This is a genomic window from Cytobacillus mangrovibacter, assembly GCF_042865275.1.
Taxonomy (GTDB): domain Bacteria; phylum Bacillota; class Bacilli; order Bacillales; family Cytobacillaceae; genus Cytobacillus; species Cytobacillus mangrovibacter.
This window is the reverse complement of the sequence record NZ_JBIACJ010000012.1, coordinates 1-20,502: the sequence shown is the minus strand read 5'-3', so window position 1 is coordinate 20,502 and position 20,502 is coordinate 1. Positions and strand designations below refer to the sequence as shown.

30 protein-coding genes are annotated in these 20,502 nt (G+C 32.9%); 1 reads left to right on the top strand and 29 read right to left on the bottom strand.

All coding sequences use genetic code 11. The features are described 5' to 3' along the window. Positions 1-779 precede the first annotated feature (779 nt). The 10 genes from ACFYKT_RS18260 to ACFYKT_RS18215 all read right to left on the bottom strand — a co-directional run bounded on the left by ACFYKT_RS18260 (position 780) and on the right by ACFYKT_RS18215 (position 7,927). On the bottom strand, positions 780-1,268 hold the full coding sequence (locus tag ACFYKT_RS18260) for a hypothetical protein (protein WP_389222499.1): 489 nt from the start codon (positions 1,266-1,268) through the stop codon (positions 780-782). Between the two features lie 1,366 nt (positions 1,269-2,634). Beyond that, positions 2,635-3,669, bottom strand: coding sequence for an S-layer homology domain-containing protein (locus ACFYKT_RS18255; RefSeq protein ID WP_389222497.1), 1,035 nt, complete (start codon positions 3,667-3,669; stop codon positions 2,635-2,637). Positions 3,670-3,821: 152 nt separating this feature from the next. Beyond that, positions 3,822-4,004, bottom strand: a complete 183-nt coding sequence (locus ACFYKT_RS18250) for a hypothetical protein (RefSeq protein ID WP_389222495.1) — start codon at positions 4,002-4,004, stop codon at positions 3,822-3,824. A 317-nt stretch (positions 4,005-4,321) separates the two neighbouring features. Beyond that, positions 4,322-5,347 carry a hypothetical protein gene (locus ACFYKT_RS18245; RefSeq protein ID WP_389222493.1) on the bottom strand — a complete coding sequence of 342 codons (1,026 nt, stop codon included), beginning with the start codon at positions 5,345-5,347 and terminating at the stop codon, positions 4,322-4,324. Positions 5,348-5,520: 173 nt separating this feature from the next. After that, complete coding sequence (locus ACFYKT_RS18240) at positions 5,521-5,835, bottom strand: hypothetical protein (RefSeq protein ID WP_389222491.1); 315 nt, start codon at positions 5,833-5,835, stop codon at positions 5,521-5,523. Between the two features lie 12 nt (positions 5,836-5,847). Next, entirely contained in the window at positions 5,848-6,123 is a 276-nt protein-coding gene (locus ACFYKT_RS18235) for a hypothetical protein (protein WP_389222489.1), read from the bottom strand. A gap of 123 nt (positions 6,124-6,246) precedes the next feature. Further along, positions 6,247-6,387, bottom strand: coding sequence for a hypothetical protein (locus ACFYKT_RS18230; RefSeq protein ID WP_389222487.1), 141 nt, complete (start codon positions 6,385-6,387; stop codon positions 6,247-6,249). A gap of 28 nt (positions 6,388-6,415) precedes the next feature. Next, on the bottom strand, positions 6,416-6,868 hold the full coding sequence (locus ACFYKT_RS18225) for a hypothetical protein (protein WP_389222485.1): 453 nt from the start codon (positions 6,866-6,868) through the stop codon (positions 6,416-6,418). A 45-nt stretch (positions 6,869-6,913) separates the two neighbouring features. Continuing rightward, entirely contained in the window at positions 6,914-7,537 is a 624-nt protein-coding gene (locus ACFYKT_RS18220; RefSeq protein WP_389222578.1) for an HNH endonuclease, read from the bottom strand. Between the two features lie 174 nt (positions 7,538-7,711). Then, the gene (locus ACFYKT_RS18215) at positions 7,712-7,927 is read right to left on the bottom strand and encodes a hypothetical protein (protein WP_389222483.1); all 216 of its coding nucleotides are present in this window, start codon (positions 7,925-7,927) and stop codon (positions 7,712-7,714) included. Between the two features lie 163 nt (positions 7,928-8,090). Between ACFYKT_RS18215 and ACFYKT_RS18210 the strand changes: the two genes are divergently transcribed. Next, positions 8,091-8,528, top strand: coding sequence for a hypothetical protein (locus ACFYKT_RS18210; protein ID WP_389222481.1), 438 nt, complete (start codon positions 8,091-8,093; stop codon positions 8,526-8,528). A gap of 111 nt (positions 8,529-8,639) precedes the next feature. Here the strand turns inward: ACFYKT_RS18210 and ACFYKT_RS18205 are convergent, their stop codons facing one another. The 19 genes from ACFYKT_RS18205 to ACFYKT_RS18115 all read right to left on the bottom strand — a co-directional run bounded on the left by ACFYKT_RS18205 (position 8,640) and on the right by ACFYKT_RS18115 (position 20,354). After that, on the bottom strand, positions 8,640-9,020 hold the full coding sequence (locus tag ACFYKT_RS18205; protein WP_389222479.1) for a DUF2442 domain-containing protein: 381 nt from the start codon (positions 9,018-9,020) through the stop codon (positions 8,640-8,642). A gap of 49 nt (positions 9,021-9,069) precedes the next feature. Continuing rightward, on the bottom strand, positions 9,070-9,513 hold the full coding sequence (locus tag ACFYKT_RS18200) for a hypothetical protein (RefSeq protein ID WP_389222477.1): 444 nt from the start codon (positions 9,511-9,513) through the stop codon (positions 9,070-9,072). Further along, on the bottom strand, positions 9,510-9,989 hold the full coding sequence (locus tag ACFYKT_RS18195; protein WP_389222475.1) for a hypothetical protein: 480 nt from the start codon (positions 9,987-9,989) through the stop codon (positions 9,510-9,512). The genes ACFYKT_RS18200 and ACFYKT_RS18195 overlap by 4 nt, the downstream gene beginning before the upstream one ends. Positions 9,990-10,151: 162 nt before the next feature. Then, positions 10,152-10,406 (bottom strand): hypothetical protein, encoded by a 255-nt coding sequence (locus tag ACFYKT_RS18190; RefSeq protein ID WP_389222473.1) that lies wholly within the window; start codon positions 10,404-10,406, stop codon positions 10,152-10,154. Between the two features lie 370 nt (positions 10,407-10,776). After that, positions 10,777-11,121 (bottom strand): DUF6075 family protein, encoded by a 345-nt coding sequence (locus ACFYKT_RS18185; RefSeq protein ID WP_389222471.1) that lies wholly within the window; start codon positions 11,119-11,121, stop codon positions 10,777-10,779. A 381-nt stretch (positions 11,122-11,502) separates the two neighbouring features. Further along, on the bottom strand, positions 11,503-11,784 hold the full coding sequence (locus ACFYKT_RS18180; protein ID WP_389222469.1) for a hypothetical protein: 282 nt from the start codon (positions 11,782-11,784) through the stop codon (positions 11,503-11,505). Between the two features lie 488 nt (positions 11,785-12,272). After that, complete coding sequence (locus ACFYKT_RS18175) at positions 12,273-12,698, bottom strand: hypothetical protein (RefSeq protein ID WP_389222467.1); 426 nt, start codon at positions 12,696-12,698, stop codon at positions 12,273-12,275. Then, positions 12,699-13,349: a hypothetical protein gene (locus ACFYKT_RS18170; RefSeq protein WP_389222465.1), complete on the bottom strand. Its 651-nt coding sequence runs from the start codon at positions 13,347-13,349 to the stop codon at positions 12,699-12,701. A gap of 95 nt (positions 13,350-13,444) precedes the next feature. Beyond that, entirely contained in the window at positions 13,445-13,957 is a 513-nt protein-coding gene (locus ACFYKT_RS18165) for a hypothetical protein (RefSeq protein ID WP_389222463.1), read from the bottom strand. 186 nt (positions 13,958-14,143) lie between these two features. Further along, positions 14,144-14,368 (bottom strand): hypothetical protein, encoded by a 225-nt coding sequence (locus ACFYKT_RS18160; protein ID WP_389222461.1) that lies wholly within the window; start codon positions 14,366-14,368, stop codon positions 14,144-14,146. Positions 14,369-14,511: 143 nt separating this feature from the next. Next, positions 14,512-14,706, bottom strand: coding sequence for a hypothetical protein (locus tag ACFYKT_RS18155; RefSeq protein ID WP_389222459.1), 195 nt, complete (start codon positions 14,704-14,706; stop codon positions 14,512-14,514). A gap of 995 nt (positions 14,707-15,701) precedes the next feature. After that, complete coding sequence (locus ACFYKT_RS18150; protein WP_389222457.1) at positions 15,702-16,715, bottom strand: S-layer homology domain-containing protein; 1,014 nt, start codon at positions 16,713-16,715, stop codon at positions 15,702-15,704. Between the two features lie 155 nt (positions 16,716-16,870). Then, positions 16,871-17,044, bottom strand: a complete 174-nt coding sequence (locus ACFYKT_RS18145; protein ID WP_389222456.1) for a hypothetical protein — start codon at positions 17,042-17,044, stop codon at positions 16,871-16,873. A gap of 392 nt (positions 17,045-17,436) precedes the next feature. Continuing rightward, complete coding sequence (locus tag ACFYKT_RS18140; RefSeq protein WP_389222454.1) at positions 17,437-17,685, bottom strand: hypothetical protein; 249 nt, start codon at positions 17,683-17,685, stop codon at positions 17,437-17,439. Positions 17,686-17,708: 23 nt separating this feature from the next. After that, a complete protein-coding gene (locus ACFYKT_RS18135) occupies positions 17,709-18,011 on the bottom strand; it encodes a hypothetical protein (protein ID WP_389222452.1) in 303 nt (100 codons plus the stop codon). A gap of 269 nt (positions 18,012-18,280) precedes the next feature. Further along, positions 18,281-18,439, bottom strand: coding sequence for a hypothetical protein (locus tag ACFYKT_RS18130; protein WP_389222450.1), 159 nt, complete (start codon positions 18,437-18,439; stop codon positions 18,281-18,283). A 333-nt stretch (positions 18,440-18,772) separates the two neighbouring features. Then, positions 18,773-18,973, bottom strand: coding sequence for a hypothetical protein (locus ACFYKT_RS18125; RefSeq protein ID WP_389222448.1), 201 nt, complete (start codon positions 18,971-18,973; stop codon positions 18,773-18,775). Next, the gene (locus ACFYKT_RS18120) at positions 18,957-19,139 is read right to left on the bottom strand and encodes a hypothetical protein (protein ID WP_389222446.1); all 183 of its coding nucleotides are present in this window, start codon (positions 19,137-19,139) and stop codon (positions 18,957-18,959) included. Before ACFYKT_RS18120 ends, ACFYKT_RS18125 begins: the two co-directional genes overlap by 17 nt. A 939-nt stretch (positions 19,140-20,078) precedes the next feature. Next, a complete protein-coding gene (locus ACFYKT_RS18115) occupies positions 20,079-20,354 on the bottom strand; it encodes a hypothetical protein (protein ID WP_389222444.1) in 276 nt (91 codons plus the stop codon). Positions 20,355-20,502: the final 148 nt, after the last annotated feature.

Sequence of the window (20,502 nt, the reverse complement as noted above, 5' to 3'; positions counted from 1 at the left end):
GGATGAGAAGAAAGCCCTTGATATCATCAATGTTCGAGAAGTTTCACTAATAAATATGCATCCAGACACACTGCAAAAAATGACTGTGGAGAAACTTTTGGAATATCCTTTTGAAATGATTGAGAAAAGTATGGAGAAGTCTTTGGAGGCAATGGAGGAAGAAGATTATTGTCTCATTTTCGAATCTTGCCTTTTCAAAATGGCTGTGGAGGAATTGTTCCAGCGGCCTATAGGCAATTTGAACAGTAGGAAGAGAATTATGAGTTTGGTATAGATTAAACTGGCTATATTTAAAAAAACATGAAATAGCATTGGACTACAATTCCGATGCTATTTCGTTTTGGTAAGTATTATATTCGACTACAGGGCTTAAGTTGAATAAGGATGGATTAAATATTCGGGTTCAATTCTTCTTTTAACAATCCATAAATAATCCTATCGTGATATTCCCATTTAAGTATAAAAATGTACAGGGGGGAAGGCTTGTATATAAAGTAAATATTGATTCAGAGGTAACCTTTCAAGTTTATAACCAAGATATGCAAAGAAATTATACCAAGTAATAGATGAGAGTCATGAAAACATAAGGGAGATGTCTTTCATTTCCTATAATCTCTTTGTTCCACTAACCTGCTCACTTTAGTGAAAAAGCATTCCCACCTCCTATTGCAGAAACGTTTAGTGAAAATCCTATCATTATTTCAAGTATAGGAAAGATGAAATACCCTCTAATATTAAATTTACTCTTTAGTTATAGGATATAATGTTAATTAGAATGGTTATTTCGGTGAAAAAGAGCCACCATAATATATTTTAATTGGCAAAAGTTCTTGCACTTTAAAATAAGTGCAATTTTTATTTTCATTTCCCATCACAGGTCTCCAATACTTTCTACAGAGCAATTGCTTACCTGTTTGTAATTGTTGGCTATAATCAAGTTCCTCCCCAAATTCACAATCAACACATGTAAATTCCTTTAAATCACAGTCATAAAAATCATCATGAAACGGGTCTTTATCTTCTTGTGTTGCCAATTGCATTTCTCGTTCTTTTCTTCGTTCAATCTCCAAAATCCCTGCTAAAACCTTTTCTGCTTTCTTACGTGTTAAAAACCAATCAACATCATAAGTTTTTATTGTCTTATAGATGTCATCAGCAATAACCTCTACTCTTTTCTTGTCAAAAATTTTTGTTATGTTAGCTTCATAAATATTGTTATCTTCAATGATGAATACTGGTTGACCAACTTTTAAATATAATAATGGCATTTTCATCATCCTCAATAATTCATATAAATTCAGAATATCACTAAATAATGGGAATTACGAGAATTAGTTAAGAATTAGAACGCTATTCCTGTAGGTAATAACACATCTACTTTCTTATAGTAACCTGCCTAATATCCTTTAAATGAATTCAATTATTCATTGATTGTAAAGGCTTGATCTCAGCGTAAGTCCTGAATAAACAGTGTTCATATAATTTCTTAACTCCTATTAAAGTTGCTCCACACTTTTTATAGTGGTAATTGACTCTTTCTTATTAAATTATTCTAATACTCGGAAATTCACCAATCATCTACAGATTAATGTACCTATTATATATATGTTGACAATAATCAAACCAATTACCTTATTCCTATTAAGATTTGAATGATATCAGACAGCTTTTCAATAACCAGCAAAAGTTGTCAGTTAAAATTTTTTTATTTACCTCATATATCTAATGGGAGATGAAAAAAGAATTATACAATGTCTATTGGACAACAAATGAAATATATGATATCAAATTCACATATAAGGGATAGTGGACAATTTCTTTAAATAATTGATGGATGTACCGGGGAGTAGTGAACTTTTTTGGCGTAATTGGCAACTCAGTAATACATAGATCGAGTGGACTTGGAGGCGATTCTTCTCATTCATTTTTGCACCTTTTGATTTACTATGTACTTAAACACTATAGAACCGTTTTGCTATATTTTATCGTGCGTAACTTGCTTATACTTAGTATTCGCTTCCTCCTCCTATTCATCTGTTCTAATGCTGTCGTCTATAAAACTGAATTTAAAAAAGTCACATCAACATCGGTTAGATGCTAAGTGCCTTTTTTGATGATATGAAATTGCCCATTTCTTAAGTGAAATCACTACTTTCATTGTAGATTCTCCTATTGAAAATTTTTATTATATCTTACAACAGAAACAAACATTCGCAAACAATAAGCATTTTCAGCATATACACAATAACAAGTCTATCTAATAAACATCAATAAATTTATTGATTAACAGAAAAACATGCGTTACCTTTTAACAAAACACTACCTATTGTCTATCTAATGATTTCAACTATAAATCTAATTAGACACTTCTAAACCTTAAATAAATGGACTGATTAATTTCCATCGATATTGTCTGGTTGTTAGTAATTGGATGGCTGTGTTTCCCTTCCTTCTTTCGATAAATTCCCTCAGTTCTCGTCTTGCTTTCTTGAAAATTCAGCCGTTATTCAATCCTTTGGTGGATGAATCAAATTCTATATCTTATATAAAAAAATGGAATTTATATTAAGAACAAGTTCTATGTAGGTGGAAAAACAAAGAGATCGCTTTAAGACGACCTCTTTGTTCTAATTATTATTTTGTGAAAAACACTCGAATTGCACTTCCTGAAAAAGTTACTTTCACATTGTAACCATTGTAAGAGTATGATTTGTTTAATCCATTATGACTACCATTAATCGCTGTTCCATTTACTATATTAAAAATAGTTGAAGCACCAGATGGAATAATTTGTTGCAATGCGTATTTCACACTTGGAGCGACATTATTCGTTTGTGGATAAGCAGAATCTGACCATCCCTTAATCGTAAAGTTCATGCTGTTTGGATTGTTTAAGTCCACCGCTACAGAATACATACTACGATCTTGCGGATTCCAAGGGTTATAGATTGCACTTGTGCTATTAATCTTCAAGTAACTGTAATTGGAAGCAAGACTACTGATAACTGCCTCTCTATCCACACCTGATGGTTGTGGAGTAGGCTTTAATGATACTTGGAAGGATTTATCTAATATTCTTGCCATCATGGTTGAAAATTGTGAACGGGTTAATAAATTATCGGGTTTAAAAGTTCCATCATTATATCCAATTGTAATTTGATTTGTAGCTACTGCCTGAACATATGAGTATGCCCAATGCTTCAATGTTACGTCTTTAAACTGATAGGATGATCCCCCAGTTAAATTATAGGCTCTTGCCATAATAGAAGCCATTTCCGCCCTTGTTACAAACGCATTTGGCTTAAACTGATTATTATTTACAACATCTTTAAAAATCCCTTCTGCCATAACTGCAGAAACAACATTATAATTGGTTTGTCCCTTATTAATATCTTTCAATTTAGGATCTGTTCGGTCTGTTAAATTATAATTCTTTTCTCTTGAAACCATTAAAGCGATTTGCATGCGGGTTAAATTATCATTTGGCTTGAATGTACCGTCTGGATATCCTTGGATAACCTTTTTTCCTGATAAAAATTCAATTTCTTTTACTGCCCAATGTTTGTCCGTTACATCCTTAAATTTGGATTGTGCATCGGCAACTGGAACAGCTAAAAAGGCACTAATTAGTAACGAAAATACAAGAAGTACTGCTGATAGTTTCTTCATGGTGTTCTTCTCCTTATCTTGTAAATAGATATAATAAATTTTGGGTATTAAGTAACAATTCCCCTAATTGGTATTATATCACTATATTAAGATGGGAAAAATATTTATTATACCTACCGATTCCAATAAACACCTAATTAGATACTCCTAATCTATAACGAAATGGACTGATTAATTACCTTTGGTGTCGCATGATGATCCAAATATTCTCTACTAAGTAGATGGGCCATTTTAGCAAACTGCTCAATTCCTTCCTCTATCAACTGTAATTCAAACATTGTGAACTTTTTCAGAAGGATCGCTTGCTTCTTTAAACAAATCATTAGCAGAATCATACAATTCTTCAACAAATAGTTTATGAACCAACGGGTTATCCATATATATTTCAAAATGACGTTCTGTATTTCCCTTGTCCTGAATCAACTGCAACGTACAGTCAAAGGCATATATTTCAGCCAATACAGAATCAGCTCTTACATGAAAAGTATTGATGAGTTTTAATAAACCCTAATCCATCAACTTCTACTCTTCTCGCTCCCATGGCAATTTCCTTGCATGAACCATCGATGATAAACTGTCTCATTCAAGTCACCTCATTAGCTTTCTATTAATCTGTTAATAATACGGGCAACATGAAGAACAGCTTTATATGTTAATTTAATTTATCAATCCATAACTTATATGGTTGCCTGCTTTTCTCAACCCAATGATTACACAGCAGATACTTTTCTTCATGTATCTTTATTGGATTTGCATAATAGCGATCTCTCCCATTTATCTTCCGTTGAGCCGAAACTCCAGTCCCATCCATCACTTTTTTCAACAATGGGTACGGAAGCATAAAAGTTTCCTTACTATATCGGGTATCACATAGATGATAGATCTTTTCTTTAGACAGTTTGTTCTGACTAATTAGTTTTGTGAAGGTATCACGAACAAATACAGCTATCGGAATTTCATTAGATCCATTCGTAAATTCCTTCGTATTTGGTTTTACAATGTTATGATTTTCTGAAAGTGAAGTAGTTTCAGAAGCTAAAAACATATTGTACATTTGAATACTTCTCAGAAATAATTCTGATGTATCAGCTACCGATGAAGATAGTTGAAGCACTGGATCTAATACCTGACTTTTAAAGTTCACATTTGCTAATAACTCAATTTCAAAATCGAGCTCCATTGACTTAAAAAGTCCTTCCAATTCCTTTACAGAGGATTGTAACGGTTCATATACAGCATTATTGATTTTCGGTGATGCAAAAATAATTGTTCCTTTTCTCATATTGAAGTAACCAAATAAAAGCATAGCTGTTCGAACAATCTTCTTTATAACTCTTTCTAACGTTTCAATTTTGCTACCATAATTTAATCCTGCTTCATGAAATGCCACGTCTACCCCATATATATCCTTTATGACACCATTTTGTATATGCAAACCAAGGGCATCTAATTCTCCTTGTTGAAGCAGTTGCATATAGGACTTATTGTTCTTGAAAACATTGAATGAATACCTCTCCTCGTAATGAGCATTAACCGTCTGCATAATTAATTCAATTTCTCTTTCGTTTGATAATTCCCAATGATTAATAGAAGGCTTCCAATTCAATTGAACAGACTGACACTTTTTCACATGACGTAGCCACGACAGCATTAATGATTCTCCTATCTCAATTTTCATGAGTAATCTCTCCCTCTTAATCTATGTATACTTATTATAAAGGAAAAATTTGCAGTATTATTTAGCAATTGAATGGCTAACAGTGGCTTCTAATCATAGCAAGCTAAACATGGGTCACAAAAATAGGTTGGATATATAGTAGAAACACCATCTCCAACCTATTATCTGCTTTATTAAGAGTAAGTGATAACAAACTCGTCATTTGAAAGGGCTTGTGGCAATAAAACAAGATTGACACCTTTAAGGTATTGAATATATTTACTCCGAACAATTTCAAATGTCTTGGATTCAGTTACAAAAAAGTATTTATAATCAGCTTCATTTTGTTTTAACTTCTCAAAATCCTTGATGAAATTGTTTTTTTGATTAGCACCGAGATCACTTTCTTTATAAGGATACGTTGTTTTCAATTCGCCAATTATACTTTTTCCATCACTTGTTGTTTCATCAACATCCAATCCTGGTGAACCTTGGGCTTTCATTGCCATATTTAAACCAGATCATGAATGTCTTTGAATAAAAAACCCTTTAATTAACAAGCAACCTAAAAAGCTCAAATCATTATCTATATTACCTATGATTCTTCTAAAGCCTTTCATCGCCTCAAATTGTTCAATTACACCTTTATTGGCAAAGTCAGATGGTATATCATCTGTTAGAGATACCCTGATTTTTTCTAATTTATTAGATAAACTTTTGATATAATCTATCTCTTCATTAAATAATTCGTTACTGTTTTCTATCTGAATTTTTTCGACTTCCGTTTGAATTTGCACAACTATATTTCCTTTTCGAATAAACTCTACATAATCACCGAATTTAACACTTCTCACCAAGTAACCCGAATCAAGTCACGTCGAAGCATGGGAATGGGCCTTTTCACTGTTTACCCACCATGCTTAATAGTTATATGCAGATTGGGGTAATGGAGCATTTATAATATGTTCAATCTCACTGAAAGGCAATACAATATGCTCTAATGCTGACTTCTTTAAATAATTATGTAGAGGGATGTATTTCTTGCCTATTACCCTGTTCATAATTCATCAGCTCCCACGATATAATCTATTAATAATCATCAAATATGCCTCCCAAGACTTGACCTGCATTACACATATTTTGGTCGTACTCTGTAGCAACTTCTGGGCTTCCTTTTAGCTTAGGGATAACCTCTACAGGAATGCCTGAGCGTTCTCTAATTTCTTGGGCAAATTTTTTTGCTTTAGATACTAATTCAATTTCCATAGTTTTTCCTTTTTCAACAAGTAGCTTTTTTGCCATTTTTGCTCCGTCACTATTTTTTATACGACTTAAATTAAAATCGCCTATTATATAGGATTCTTTAGTAGGACAAAACTCTCCCAAAATAATTGATTCTAAAACGTAATTAAAACCTGTATCTTCATCATAAAATTCAATGAGAATGACTGGTACAAAATCAGATGAAGCATAACTGAATTCTACAACACCCGATTCAATGCCAAGCAACTTTATTTTTGTGAAAAACTCTATTCCAATCATATTTTAACTCCACCTTTTCTGATCATAAAAAACCATGTGTTTGTCTCAACCGAAGTGTAACTCTCGGTGGCAATTTGGGCAGACTGCCATTGCATTTTCAACTGTATCTTCCCCACCATCTGCCAATCTTTCTTTATGATGAACTTCTAAATATGGACTACCGTCTGATGCCCTTTTAAACGGGGCTTCCTTTCCACATTTCTCACAAACTCCATTTGCTCGAATTAAAACCTCAGCAATGACAACAGCATTACGTCTGAAAGCCTTAGTTTTCACCTCAAAAATATCTGGATAAATAGAGTTCCTGCTTTCTAAACGTGCTTTTCTCTCTTTTTTGTCATCCATCATTGCTTTTTTAACTGCATGATACAGTTCTTCTTCAGTATCTACAGTTGAGTTTAACTCTTCGAGCATTTGTACAATAATCTCATAATGCTCTTTTTCAAGCTGAGATAATGTTCCTCTGTGAAACCGAATTACTTCACAGTTTTCTAATGCCTCTGATTCTCTTAAAATATCCAATCCTAAAAAATTATCATAGTCCCTTATTTTTTGAAACTTTACAAAGATTTCATCTTCCTCTTCGTACTTATCGGCCACTTTGCACAGAGTAGTAATTGCCCTTACCTCACCCGTTTCATAGGCGACTACCAAATCTCCCTCTTTAATTTCTTAAAAGCACCTTGGATTTTTGCGTTTGTTCCCATCAGGATTGAAATTTGAATACGTTTGGGTCTTGCCAACCTTGATATCCGAAAATGTCCATTCATATCCTGTTAAATCAACATTTAGCCAATAGAATTGCCTTTGACTTTTAAATTCAGGAAGAACCACGTATTGCCCTCACCCTACTCTTTCAAAATATTTCTTGTATGTCGGACTATGGTTATTCTCACTTGCATTAGGCAGAATTACTCGCATATGTTTTTCAGTTGCATCTATGTTATTTTTCTTGCAAAAAAGTTTTATTTTCTCATATGTAATTGGCTCCGTTATTTCACCACTTATTACGGCTTTTACAATTTCATAACCCAAGCCACTGTCTCCATGTTTCGCCATCTAAATAACAACTCCTAAAGTCCTAATCTACCTATCCTTTTAAAGTTATTCGACAAGAATATACAAAACCCTTGTACTATGATAGGAATAAATATCCATAAGGAAATAATTATATGGGGATGTTATAATAACAGAGATGATCACGATAAGAGGATTGAACTATATGAAACCATTGAAAACTAAGGCTAATGAATGGATTTATCTCCTATACGATCAATGTTCAATAAACGATAAAGAGAAGATAATAATGGACTGCCCCCTATATTTTAAATTAGAAGGATTTGCTGATGAACCAGTGGTTTATATTAGAGCAACTCATGAAGGTCTGGAATTTGGATTCGAAGCTACCAAGTGGTTAGATGGGCATACCCCTTTTCCTTATATGTATAAAAAACATACATTGAAATGGGCGGATTTAGAAAAATTAAGCAAAGGGGAACAACAAGAAGCAATTCTCAATCTACTAATGAAAACAATCAGTTCTCGAAAAAGGCAATATTGGAAGTGCCAATACTGCGGGGGAAAAATTGCAATTGAACACCGCTTTGACCCAAATACTTGCCATGGCTGTGCCAGTGAAAATTTTGGTGTAATATATTAAATAAATGCTTAATAAATAAAAATCCTCCTGAACTATGTGGGAGGATTATCTTGTTTTGATTATTATTTTGTTGTCTCTGGGTGTAATTAAAAATCAATTTCACCATTTGTATCATTTGTTTTCCTTTAAAAATTTGATTAGTCTCTCGTTCTCTTTTGAGATGTTACTTTGGAAATCTTCTGGGACTCTTGTAATTTTTCGAGGATTTCTTGGATTGGGGAGTCTCCTATTTTTTATCAACATTTCATCCAAATCCTGGCTTTCCTCATACAAGAGACTGCTCTCAAAGTCCACATCATTCTTCCAACGAATACTTCCCGATACTTGATCCAGTTCTGCCGTCAAGAACAAATTTATATCATTACATAGGTCTTTCAATAAACCTTGTTCGTCATGCAATAATTCTTTCATGTCTAATAATCGATATTCTTGATTATCAAATTCCATTATTAGCTTAAAGGTTTTGGTAGTGTAAAACGATAATATTCTCATATACATTCATCCCCCCGTTTAGATTTACATAAAGAACGGAACTTGAAATTTAATGTATAAAGCACCGAAACGCCCCAGAGATTGACCACTTATAACCTGAAACTCTTACTTGATGTTCAATAAATCTTAAAAAATTATTGTAGGCTTCCATAAATATCTTTCCTTCCGCAAACATTAGCCATATCGAATATTCCACCTTTAACCAATGCCAATCATTTTCCTCTATTTCATCATCGATAACACTCCTTTGAAAACATGGATAACTTTTTTCTTCCGCTATTTCCTCTATATCTTTAAATGAGACACATTCAGAAATCCGCTTTAATACAGAGTCAAAGCATTCCTTATATGGTTCTTCTTGATTATAAAGTAAGAACTGGTACTTCAAGAACCCATACAATTGCTCTAACACAATTGAATCACTAATTGTAAAAATGAACTGTTGTTCTGTTTCTTTTTGTTCAAATAAAGAAATATCCATATCCTTATTCACTTAGCACTTTTTCCACCTTTTCGAAAGCGATTGAGATGCCACCACCATTGATCAACGGGTTCTTTTGATTCGGAAAAATTATAAATTTCCCTTACGTGTTCTCTTAATTGATCAGCGTTTTCTTTTAGCATCTCGTCACACTTCTCTAACTCAATTTTTTGTTCTTCATTCAGCAAATACATAAATTTCTGCAAGTAAGTTCGAATATGAAACAAAACCATCGTTTCGAATGCAGACACTTCGAGGTCAGTGATATAATCTTTGTAATCACACAAAAGCCCGTCAATTTTCCTACTCTTTCCTGTAATATCAACATTAGCCTCTTTCCAAATGTCATGGATTTCCTCTTGTGTAAACTCCACTTTTTGAACAATGTAATGTACAAAAGAAGAATCGAGTTCTGTACCTTCCCGCAAAAAATCAAGCAAAACCTCCTTATAAAATTCTTTGTTTTCTCTTTCCCATTTCTCCTTCATGAATTTTCCATCCAAGGAATCCACAAACTCACACCTCCACCTGTATGATTTTGATTTATGTTCTTTTTCAAAGGGCTAAAAATGCTGATTGGGAAACAAACGGCTAACGTACATATCCTTCGGTAAGCATTAAGAAGGGAAATTTTATAAGCCATTCAGTACCTATCGACCCCTTGGCGTTCTTGCTCGAACTATAAGTCTCTCAGCAGTATCGTGAGAAAAGTACCTTTTTCCATCTTCTTCCCATACTTTTGTAACAATAATTGCGTAGTCTGCAATATCCCGAATAAAGATTAGATGCCCAGGTAAAAGTTCCTTATCGGTTTCAATCAGTTCACCACTTTCATTATCGAAATAATATTCAAACACCTCTTTAAAATCATCGAAAGTCTTGTGTAATGGATGATAAAGTAACATTTGAAATCCCCTCCTTTTAGTCACATTAAAATAAACAATTTTTAAATATGTATCCAATAGCAAGCCCAAGAATTAAAATTAATATATTACTGGAAATACCTATCACCATATTTTGCATATATTCCTTTGAGTCTAATTTAGCAATAATCCTCTTCATATCGAATCCTCCCTTTCATAAAATGCAATATCGTTGCCAAGATAACATCATTAAAAAATAGAAAAGCTCAGACACGATTGTGTCTGAGCCTTAATTTTCCATTTATAAAATTGTGAGGCATTTCAATTAATATCCCCATTATTTTTCTCCTATTTAACAATTGGTATTTATTTCATCATAAACTAACTTCTCCTATTACGTCAATAAACCATGTTACTCCATTTTAAATCTAAGTTGAATTGCATTTAATGCCAACTTCCGATTCTTTTCATCCAAATTTCCAAACAAATCAACCACCGTACCACAAGGGTAATTATTGTATAGATTAAATCCCAATTTTACTAACGATTTTGCACTACTGGACAGACTTACTTCATCAAAGCCCTCAATCCGAATCATTCTATCCGAGAAGTCATAGAAAAAATCAAGTTTGTCCATCAATTCGCTAATCCCTGCAAAAATGTGAAACATTGCTTTTCTCTCAACATCCATGTGGTAAGTACCATCTTGCTTTAAAAGACAGTCAAACCTTCCCTTATGTTCTTGACCTATAAACATAGAAATCTCCTCCTGCTTTTGTGAATTTCTATGTTATATGCGAAAAAGGCAATAATATAATGGATCATAAAGTTACATGCTATGCTTTTAATTAATATTGCGAACCCAAATAACCTTCTATATGAGCCTTTACAATGAGAACCATCCTTTTTAAGTCATCGTTTGTCATTGGTACTCGTACCACCACTTCTGGTTTATTTCCAGTGTATCTCGGCACAATTAGTCCTGTTTCGGTCAACTCACCTGGGCCTGATTCTGTGGAAACAATCCATGGAATTTATCACCAGGAGTTATTTTCATTTGTCGAAATAGACTTTTTCCATCAGGTCGCTCCTCGCCTTTTTCTTTTAATACATGTGATGGTCTGCCACCCATATCACTCTAAATTTCCTTACAGTATTTATAATTACCTTTCTGCTGTTCTTCCCTTGCCTTAGTAGCTAAGGCATTAATTCTTCCATTTAAAGTGTCATTGGCAAGGAGCAAGAACTTATCAATGTTTACGTAAACAGAAATTTCCTTCTTTATTCGTTCACCCTTATCCTTAGTCACGTCATATTCAAAAAGATTAATTCGAATTTTTCCAATTTGGAATGCATTATTTAGCACTTCCAAAAACACATCTTTTCCATCTATTCGAATTATTTGATTTGATTCAGGCATTTTATGTCATCTCCTAAACTAATCATTTGCAATGTAGTACCACTACTGCACTGTTAGAATGCCCGATTTTCCAACTTATTATTTTTCCAATTTATATGGTTTCTATGTAAATTATTTTTTACCAGTTATTATTTCAGCAATATGGCTATATTTGTTTTCTGTGGATTTTCTGTTGATTTCTACACCTTGCTCTTAAATTCGATCCTCCAATAAAAAATAGACCACTCATTACTGAGCGGCCCATTTTGGGTGACTTAGTTCCCTTGGTGCTGATTTCTTACTGAGAAGAAACCAATGTAAAGATAGTTAGTGTTACCCGCACTTAACATCTCTACTATTTTATTTTATTTTATTGTACCATTTTCCTTTTTATTGTCATTAAATAAGATATGTACAACTTATATCCATAAAACTAAAATCTTATTTCAAGTTGAATTATATCATTAGAATTACTACAACTCTTGTATAAGGAAGCGATGTCCTTAATTTTAAACGCTCCGATATGAAGTGACAACTGGGTTTAGCATTTCATATAAATGCATTACAATCCTTTCGATATTTGTCGTGCGTTCCATGAAATGTAGCGGAACTTCATTTTTACTCATTTGGTTCATTACCTTCCAATATAGTGAATGGGATAAGAAATTTGTATTAATAAATACGGCATCAGCATGACCAATAAAACTTAAATCCCGATTAAGATTTTCTACGTCTACAATAATATAGTTGGGGAAAATTTCCTTTAATTTTATTTGCCAGTTTGGATGACCACCAATTATAACTATATTTTTTTCCTTTAAGAATAGGACTCTCTCTTCAAATGAGCAATTATCTGAACCAGCCTCAATGTTTTGATGATTTACAAATGTCCTTAACGCTTCCAACTCTTTTTTATTTTGCTGAAAGTTTTTCAATCAATCTTCTAATTGGAGTTTTAACCATTCTAACTCCTTTTGTTCATTTTTAAAGCGATTTAATTCCTCTTCCACTCTTTGCTGATGATGTTTAAACTTTATTTCCTTTTCCTTCCACCCTACTTCTTTTTGTTGCAGAACTAACTTCCAGTTCTTCTCCTTTTCTTGCAATAAATATTCCCATTCCTCACTATGCTCTGAAAAGTATTTAACCTTAGTTTTTTTATATTCCTCTGCTAAAGCAGAAATAATTAGCAAAGTATTCACTAATAGGTCTACTTCTTCATCTTTAATGTAAGATTCTTCAAGATAATAATCCACTGCACTAAACAATTTCAAATAGTTAGTATTGGTAGGACAAAACTGCTCCAATAAATCATCTGATTCAATACCCGATACTTCTAACCATTCCCTTAAAGGAAATGTTGTTCGTGTTTTTCCATTAAATAATATTTGATCTGATCTGCTTATCGCATAGTTTTCATATTCTTCTTTATTAAATTTATCTGGTGGATTCCTTCCTGCTATCTCTTCCATTTCTAAAGTTTGTATATAGAGTATGTGTTGGCGTAAACTGCTTTGAGTTCCCTTGTGTACTTTCAAATTCTGCTTCAATTCCGTTATTTTTGATGAATTAGGTGAAATATCCAATTCTGGTTTCTCCCAATGAAATAAATCATAAATTCTTGATATATAGTCAAGAAAATTTGAAATAATAATCGAAACATAATCCATAGGAACATACTTTATGTTTTCTCCATGAAGAAAACAATCCTGGTTTCTCTTAATACAAACGAATACCCCATGGCTATTCTCATTCTAATTTCATCTTCTGTTAGAGGCTTTGATTTTGAACTCCTTAATTCTGCATCAAAATTAATAACATTTATTTCTTTAGTACGTTTGACATAATTCCAGGACACTTTATATCCCTTTTGAATCATGGATAATACCAGTGAATACTGGTTATTTTTTTCTGCCCAAGCCAATATGCCTGCGGTTTTTATAATCATATCATGCGTTTCAGAAGTAAAAAATGAAAAGTCGTGTGATTTTGAACCGAAATCACTTTCCTTATAAGACTGAAAAAATGCTACTCTATTTTCTTCATAATTCTTAATAATATAGTCTTTAATGTGTTTCTGTGTTGCTAATCCATAAACAATTGTCCACCTAAATGCTCGGTATAACTCAGGGTTTTCTTCTAATAAGGTAAGAATTGTTTTTTTATATGGTATTTTAAAATTTATTATTGTCATAAAAATCCTTCCTTTTTACTTAGTGAGCTTCCAAATTTCAATGTCTTTTTCTTGGAATGATTAAATATTTTTGCATTCATTCAACATTAAATTTTTCTTTATTATTGTTAATATCGGATGAATTTTTATAGTGATTAGTTTATTAAATATGTAGATAAAATTACCAATTATGTTTTCCCTTCACCCTTACCTTCTACTTTGTTCTGCCATAAAAATCCTTGGGCAATCCCTTTCCCCACTCCATCCCTTCTCCCGCTTATCCTCACGCCCTTTTACCATCCTTTGTAATTGAATATAGTTTGTCCAGCCTTTTCTTCCGCTTTTTCTCTTTGATCGCCCTATTTTGTGTATAACTTGTTGATATCTCACATTTTCCCATTCCCTTTTTCCCGCTTCATTTCCGTTATTCACAACTTATTCCCCATTCAACCCAAACCTTCCTATCACGCTTTTTCCTTTCACACTTTTTTATTATGCAAAAAAAGAACCGAATGGCGTACCGATGGTACGCTACCCGATCCAATGTTGACAATAACGCTTATACACTCTCGTTTTTAGTATTCAAGAAATTCTTCTATTTCTTCTCGACTTAAATCTTTGGGTTCTACTCCTTTTTGTTTACAGTAATCCCACAAAGCTCTTACTTTTACTCTCGGTTCTTTCGGATTAGGAGGAACAGCATAGATGCCATCAGCAAAGGCAGTATCAAATCCCCCAATTTCCTTAATCAGTTTTTTATCTGCTTTCATTTCCTCACCCACCTTTTTAAACATTATACCAATTTTTCACTTACTATTTCTGCTACTCCTTATTCCTCCTTAGCCATTGATAACTAAATTTGTACCAAACGGTACGTAAGAGTCTAAGTTTGAATAACAGAAGAAGATGATTTTGAAACGTTTCTGGATTCATGTTTGAAGAAAAGGGAACTGAACAGAGCAAAAGAATATGGAGTAAAGGAGCAGGAGGAGGGAATATCAGAAAAATAGCACGAAGATATGGGGTGGACTTTTTGCTTTCTATTCAATATTTGTTCAAATAAAAAGGAACCGAGACATACCAACAGGTATGTTTCCCGATCCTTATGGAGTCTACATACATAGTTGTCAGCCCCCGCTTTCTCTCCGTTCGGATTCTATTTATTTACATTTGGTACGAACTTGAATTACATAGGGGAGAACTTGGATACCGAAAGACATAAATTGAAACAACCCAAGGATTTTTAACAGTAGTTGCAGATATATTAGATATCTGGAATATGGTTGAGATTGGTCAAAGATTTGATTTGGGGAATGATCTAACAAAGCAGATTAAACAATTAGAAGAGCTTGACTTGTGGTTTTTGGTAGATCACCAAGTTAATGAGAAAGATAACAACAGAAACAAACATTCGCAAACACTAAGCATTTTCGGCATATACACAATAACAAGTCCATCTAATAAACATCAATAAAATTATTGATTAACAGATAATCTTGCGTTACCTTTTAACAAAACACTATCTATTGTCTATCTAATGATTTCAACTATAAATCTAATTAGACACTTCTAATCCTAAAAGAAATGGACTGATTAATTTCCCTCGATATTGTCTGATTGTTGATAATTGGATGCCTATGTTTCACTTCCTTCTTTCGACAAATTCCCTCTTTTCTCGACTTTCTTTCTTTAAAATTAGCCGTTATTCAATCCTTTTGAAGAAAAACAAAGAGATAGCCTGAAAAGCTATCTCTAAATTAATAGATTAATTGGTGAAATATATCAAGATTGCTGATCCATTAAACTTAACCTTAACGCTGTATCCATCGAATGAATAGTCTTTGTTGAGATCACTGGATGAACCAGTTTTCGCAACGCTATTAACAATTCCATAGATGGTTGATGCACCTGATGGAATCATCATTTGCAATGCTTTGTTTACGCTTGTAGGAATTCGATCAGAGTTTGGTACGCTTGGGTCACTCCATGCTTTGATAGTAAATACCATATTTGAAGGGTTTTGTAAATCCATTAATACTTGATAACTATGAATACTACCTGGATTCCAAGCGTTAAAACTTGCACTTGTATTGCTTAATTTTGCATATTCATAGTTGCTTACCATTGAATTGATAACCGTTTCTCTATTGATCTTTGATGGCGAACGAAAAGATTTATCTAAAATCCTTGCCATCATTGCTGAAAATTGTGAACGGGTTAATAAATTATCGGGTTTAAAAGTTCCATCATTATATCCAATAGTAATTTGATTTGTAGCTACTGCCTGAACATATGAGTATGCCCAATGCTTCGATGTTACGTCTTTAAACTGATAGGATGATCCCCCAGTTAAATTATAGGCTCTTGCCATAATAGAAGCCATTTCCGCTCTTGTTACATACGCATTTGGCTTAAACTGATTATTATTTACAACATCTTTAAAAATCCCTTCTGCCATAACTGCAGAAACGACATTATAATTGGTTTGTCCCTTATTAATATCTTTCAATTTAGGATCCGAGCGGTCTGTTAAATTATAATTCTTTTCTCTTGAAACCATTAAAGCGATTTGCATGCGGGTTAAATTATCATTTGGCTTGAATGTACCGTCTGGATATCCTTGAATAACTTTTTTCCCTGATAAAAATTCAATTTCTTTTACTGCCCAATGTTTGTCCGTTACATCCTTAAATTTGGATTGTGCTTCGGCAACTGGAACTGCTAAAAAGGCACTAATTAGTAACGAAAATACAAGAAGTACTGCTGATAGTTTCTTCATGGTATTCTTCTCCTATCTTGTAAATAAATATAATAAATTTTGGGTATTAAGTAACAATTACCCCTAATTGGTATTATATCACTATGTTAAGATAGAAAAAATATTTATTATACCTAACGATTCCAATAAACATCTAATTAGATACTCCTAATCTATTACGAAATGAACTGATTAATTTCCTTTGATGTCATATGATGTTCCAAATATTCTCTACTAAGTAGATGGGCCATTTTAGCAAACTGCTCAATTCCTTCCTCTTTTAACTGTAATTCAAAATTTGTAAACTTTTTCAGAAGGATTGCTTGCTTCTTTAAACTGTCAATATACAAATCATTTATGCCTGTTCCGTCTCAGAAAAGAGCTTTTCAATAGTATCAACATCTTTTCCCCATACATTTTCTCTCTCCAAATGTAAAGCAAGATAAATAAAGTTTTCCTTATCCTTACATGCATCCCACATCCACCATGACAAATCATCGTTTTTTCAAATAAAAAAGAACCGAGACGTATCAATGGTACGTTCCCGATTCTGATTCGGTTGAATAATGAGATACATAATCGCCCCTGTCCCCCTCAGTCTTGACCAGACTTTTTTCTTTAATCCTAAAGAATTTTAGGTGGGAACACGTTCTTTTTATTTAAGGAACGTTGTTATTGTGTAAGAGTCGATATTAATATCGCTCCACAATATTTACCCTGGAATTTACCTTCAAATTTCTACTTAATAAGACTTTTGTGCAAAATGCTCATTGTATTTTTGTAAAATACATTTATCATTTATTTGATTTATTTTAAACTCTAATGGTTCAATCCCCATTTCGAAACTTTGTTCATATTCTTCTTTAGTAGGAATGGTTATTGTTTTGGCAACTGAAAATGCATCCTTGAAACCATTTTCAAACGATTTTTGTATCTGATCATATTCCGAAATAACTTCCATTTTTATTTTTTTATATTCTTCCTTATACATTCAAATTTGATCAAAAACTTCTCTTACTGTTCTGTTGTCATGACCATTTTGGGTATTCCATCACTCCCAAACCAGTTATCTATTATATTTTCATTAATATTTTCTAAGTATCGTTCTTGCCCATCGAACATCGTACAAAGAAATGAATTATAAAGATCTCTAACGACTTTTTCCTCAAACTCTTCTAAAAGCAGTCTTTTTCCTTTTGGGAGTACATAAACATCGTGTGTAATGTGTCCAGATAATCCTTTAAATTGCGTTTCAATTTCGTATGAAAAATCTAATCTTTTTATAACTATAGATACAAAGTATATATTCTCTTTCATTCTTTAATCCCCCTACTGTTGTCTATGACATAGTTCTTGAAAATAACCTCTCCTCTAAACATATAAAGTGACACCTTTTCATGATTTATATCTGGTTACTCAATAAAGTGTTTAGCCAATCTATATTGGTGGGCAAAATTACCACTTATCTTACATTCCTTATTACTTACCCTCTACTATGTCCCCAAATTTTAATACCCTTCCCACTCCCTTCCTCCTTAAACCTTACTTCTACACTTTCTTAAATACTAATAACGTTCCCGCTTTTTTCACCCTTTTTCAGCATTTGTGTAACGATTTTTCACTGAAATCGACATAATAATAACAAGTATAATAGGATCAAGGTTTAAGGATGGAAGACTGGTTTTCCATCTTTCTTTCCCACTTTTGCTCCTGCTTAATCTCCTTCCTTTTCTTTGTGAATCCATGATGTCATTGCCTTCTCACGCTTTTCTTCATGTTCTTTCTCTTGCTTTTCTCGCCTTTTTCTTCCTATCTTTTTCAGGCAAAAAAAGGCCGAAGATCTACTGAAATCAATCAGGAAACCTTCGGTTTAGCAATATTCTTATTATTTAAGGTTGATATTATTTTGTAAAAGTCGGTAATTTCAGTTATGGGAATTTTGGGTAAATTACAATATATAAACAATTTGCGAACAACTGTCACATAAAAGAAAAGCCACAGAAATTAATCTGTGACTTGTAATAAGAAAAGACAAATAATAAGAGGGTTATTTTGTAACCTCTATTATGTACTTGATATTATTTTAGCCCATCTTTCATCTTCTTTAATGCTTTTAAAGTATCTACACTAAGTTTCATTAGTTCGTTTGAGCCTTTACCGCCTCTTTGTAATTGCTTTCCTCCAAGAGAAATAAAAGGTTTTACAATATGTTCTCCAAATTCTATCATTCCTTTAAGTAGTTGTTGCCCTTGATTTAAACCTTTATTTGGTAACCCCATTCTTATCCACTCCTTTTTTTGGTTTCTGTATTTCTGATAAAGTTAGGTCAAACTCTTCTTTTAAGTAATCTAACATATCATTCTCTGTTCCTTGATAATGGATTTTTCTTTTATCTATGGCTTTTTTTTTATCCCTTATGTCTTTTAAGTTTACTATTTTATCCAAAATATATCCTCCTTGACCTTCATTATTTTTTTCTTTGATGACATGAAAACAAGGCTAACATATCATTTAATATAGGATTATCTCTTAACAGGTCTTCTGCAATCAAAGAGTTTTTGCTAAATCTTGCTGGCTTAAATCAAGTTGTTTCCTAAGTATGGGATGGCTTTCGGTTAAAGCACTTATTATAGTATCTTTTTCATTATTATCTAAGTTCATTTTTTTACTCCAAAAAAATTAAATTGTAATTGTATTATAGGCCGATCATATGATAATTCCAAGTATTTCCTAAGCCCTTATTCCTTAGCAAAAAAGAGAAAAACTTTAATTTTTTCTCTTTTTTCTGTTCTACTATGTACTTCGCTAAAAAAGCCCACCGATTTACCACACCCAAACCCGCATTCCTTCGTTCGCTGTGATAATAAAGTTTTCCGAAATCTCCCGCTTTTACCCACTTTTCTTCTCGTTTTCTCATTATTCCCCGCTCTTTTTTCACGCTTTTATTCACTCTTTTACTCCAATTAGAAGAAAGTTTTCCGAGTCTACAAAAAGAAGAAAGGCTTATCCCGCAAGGGATAAGCCTGGTTTTCTCACGCTTTTTTACGAAATCTTTTTTCTCACTCGAAGGAGAAATCGGAAAGGTTTTTTATGTTGTCGGTGAGAAATTTTGGTTAGTTACAATAAGTTCCTTTGAATGATTAGCGTCAATCAGATGACTTATTTTTGCCCTATGGTGCTAACTTCTCTCCGAGGAGAGATCATATTATTGTATTGACGATTGATATTTCAACACTATTTACATTTTACCTTATTTCTTTAAATCAGTCATTTTCCAACCGCTCTTTCTTATAACCTTATTCCCCTAATATACCTGTTCGAATTTAGGTTGATATCTCCTCACTTCTCTGCCCAATCTCCCTCAAACACTTGTCCCGCTTTGCCCTAAGCTCTTTTTATTTCCTGTTGTGTTCTATTATTAGTATTCTTTATTAATAGAATATCTTTATCTAAATCAATAATGTAGACTCGCTCAAATTGATTTTCATGAAATACCTTTCCATAGTCTTTAAACTTTACATATACCTCTCCATCTTTTTCTTCAAAGTAAAAAGAATCATAAAGAGAAACTTGGTAACTTTTATTTCCACTTAAACTTTTTTCTAACGATTGACGATATTGGGCATACTTCTTAACTGAGTTCTCCCTTAATAAGACCATAAACCGAAATCCATTATTTTCCCTCCCTCTATAAATATTGATTTATCAACGGTTTGACCCGTTGGTGGGGTGTCAAAAAAATATTTTTCGACACGCTTCCTAACATTACTTTCATATTATGTGAATCTATTCCAACACATGGGTACGC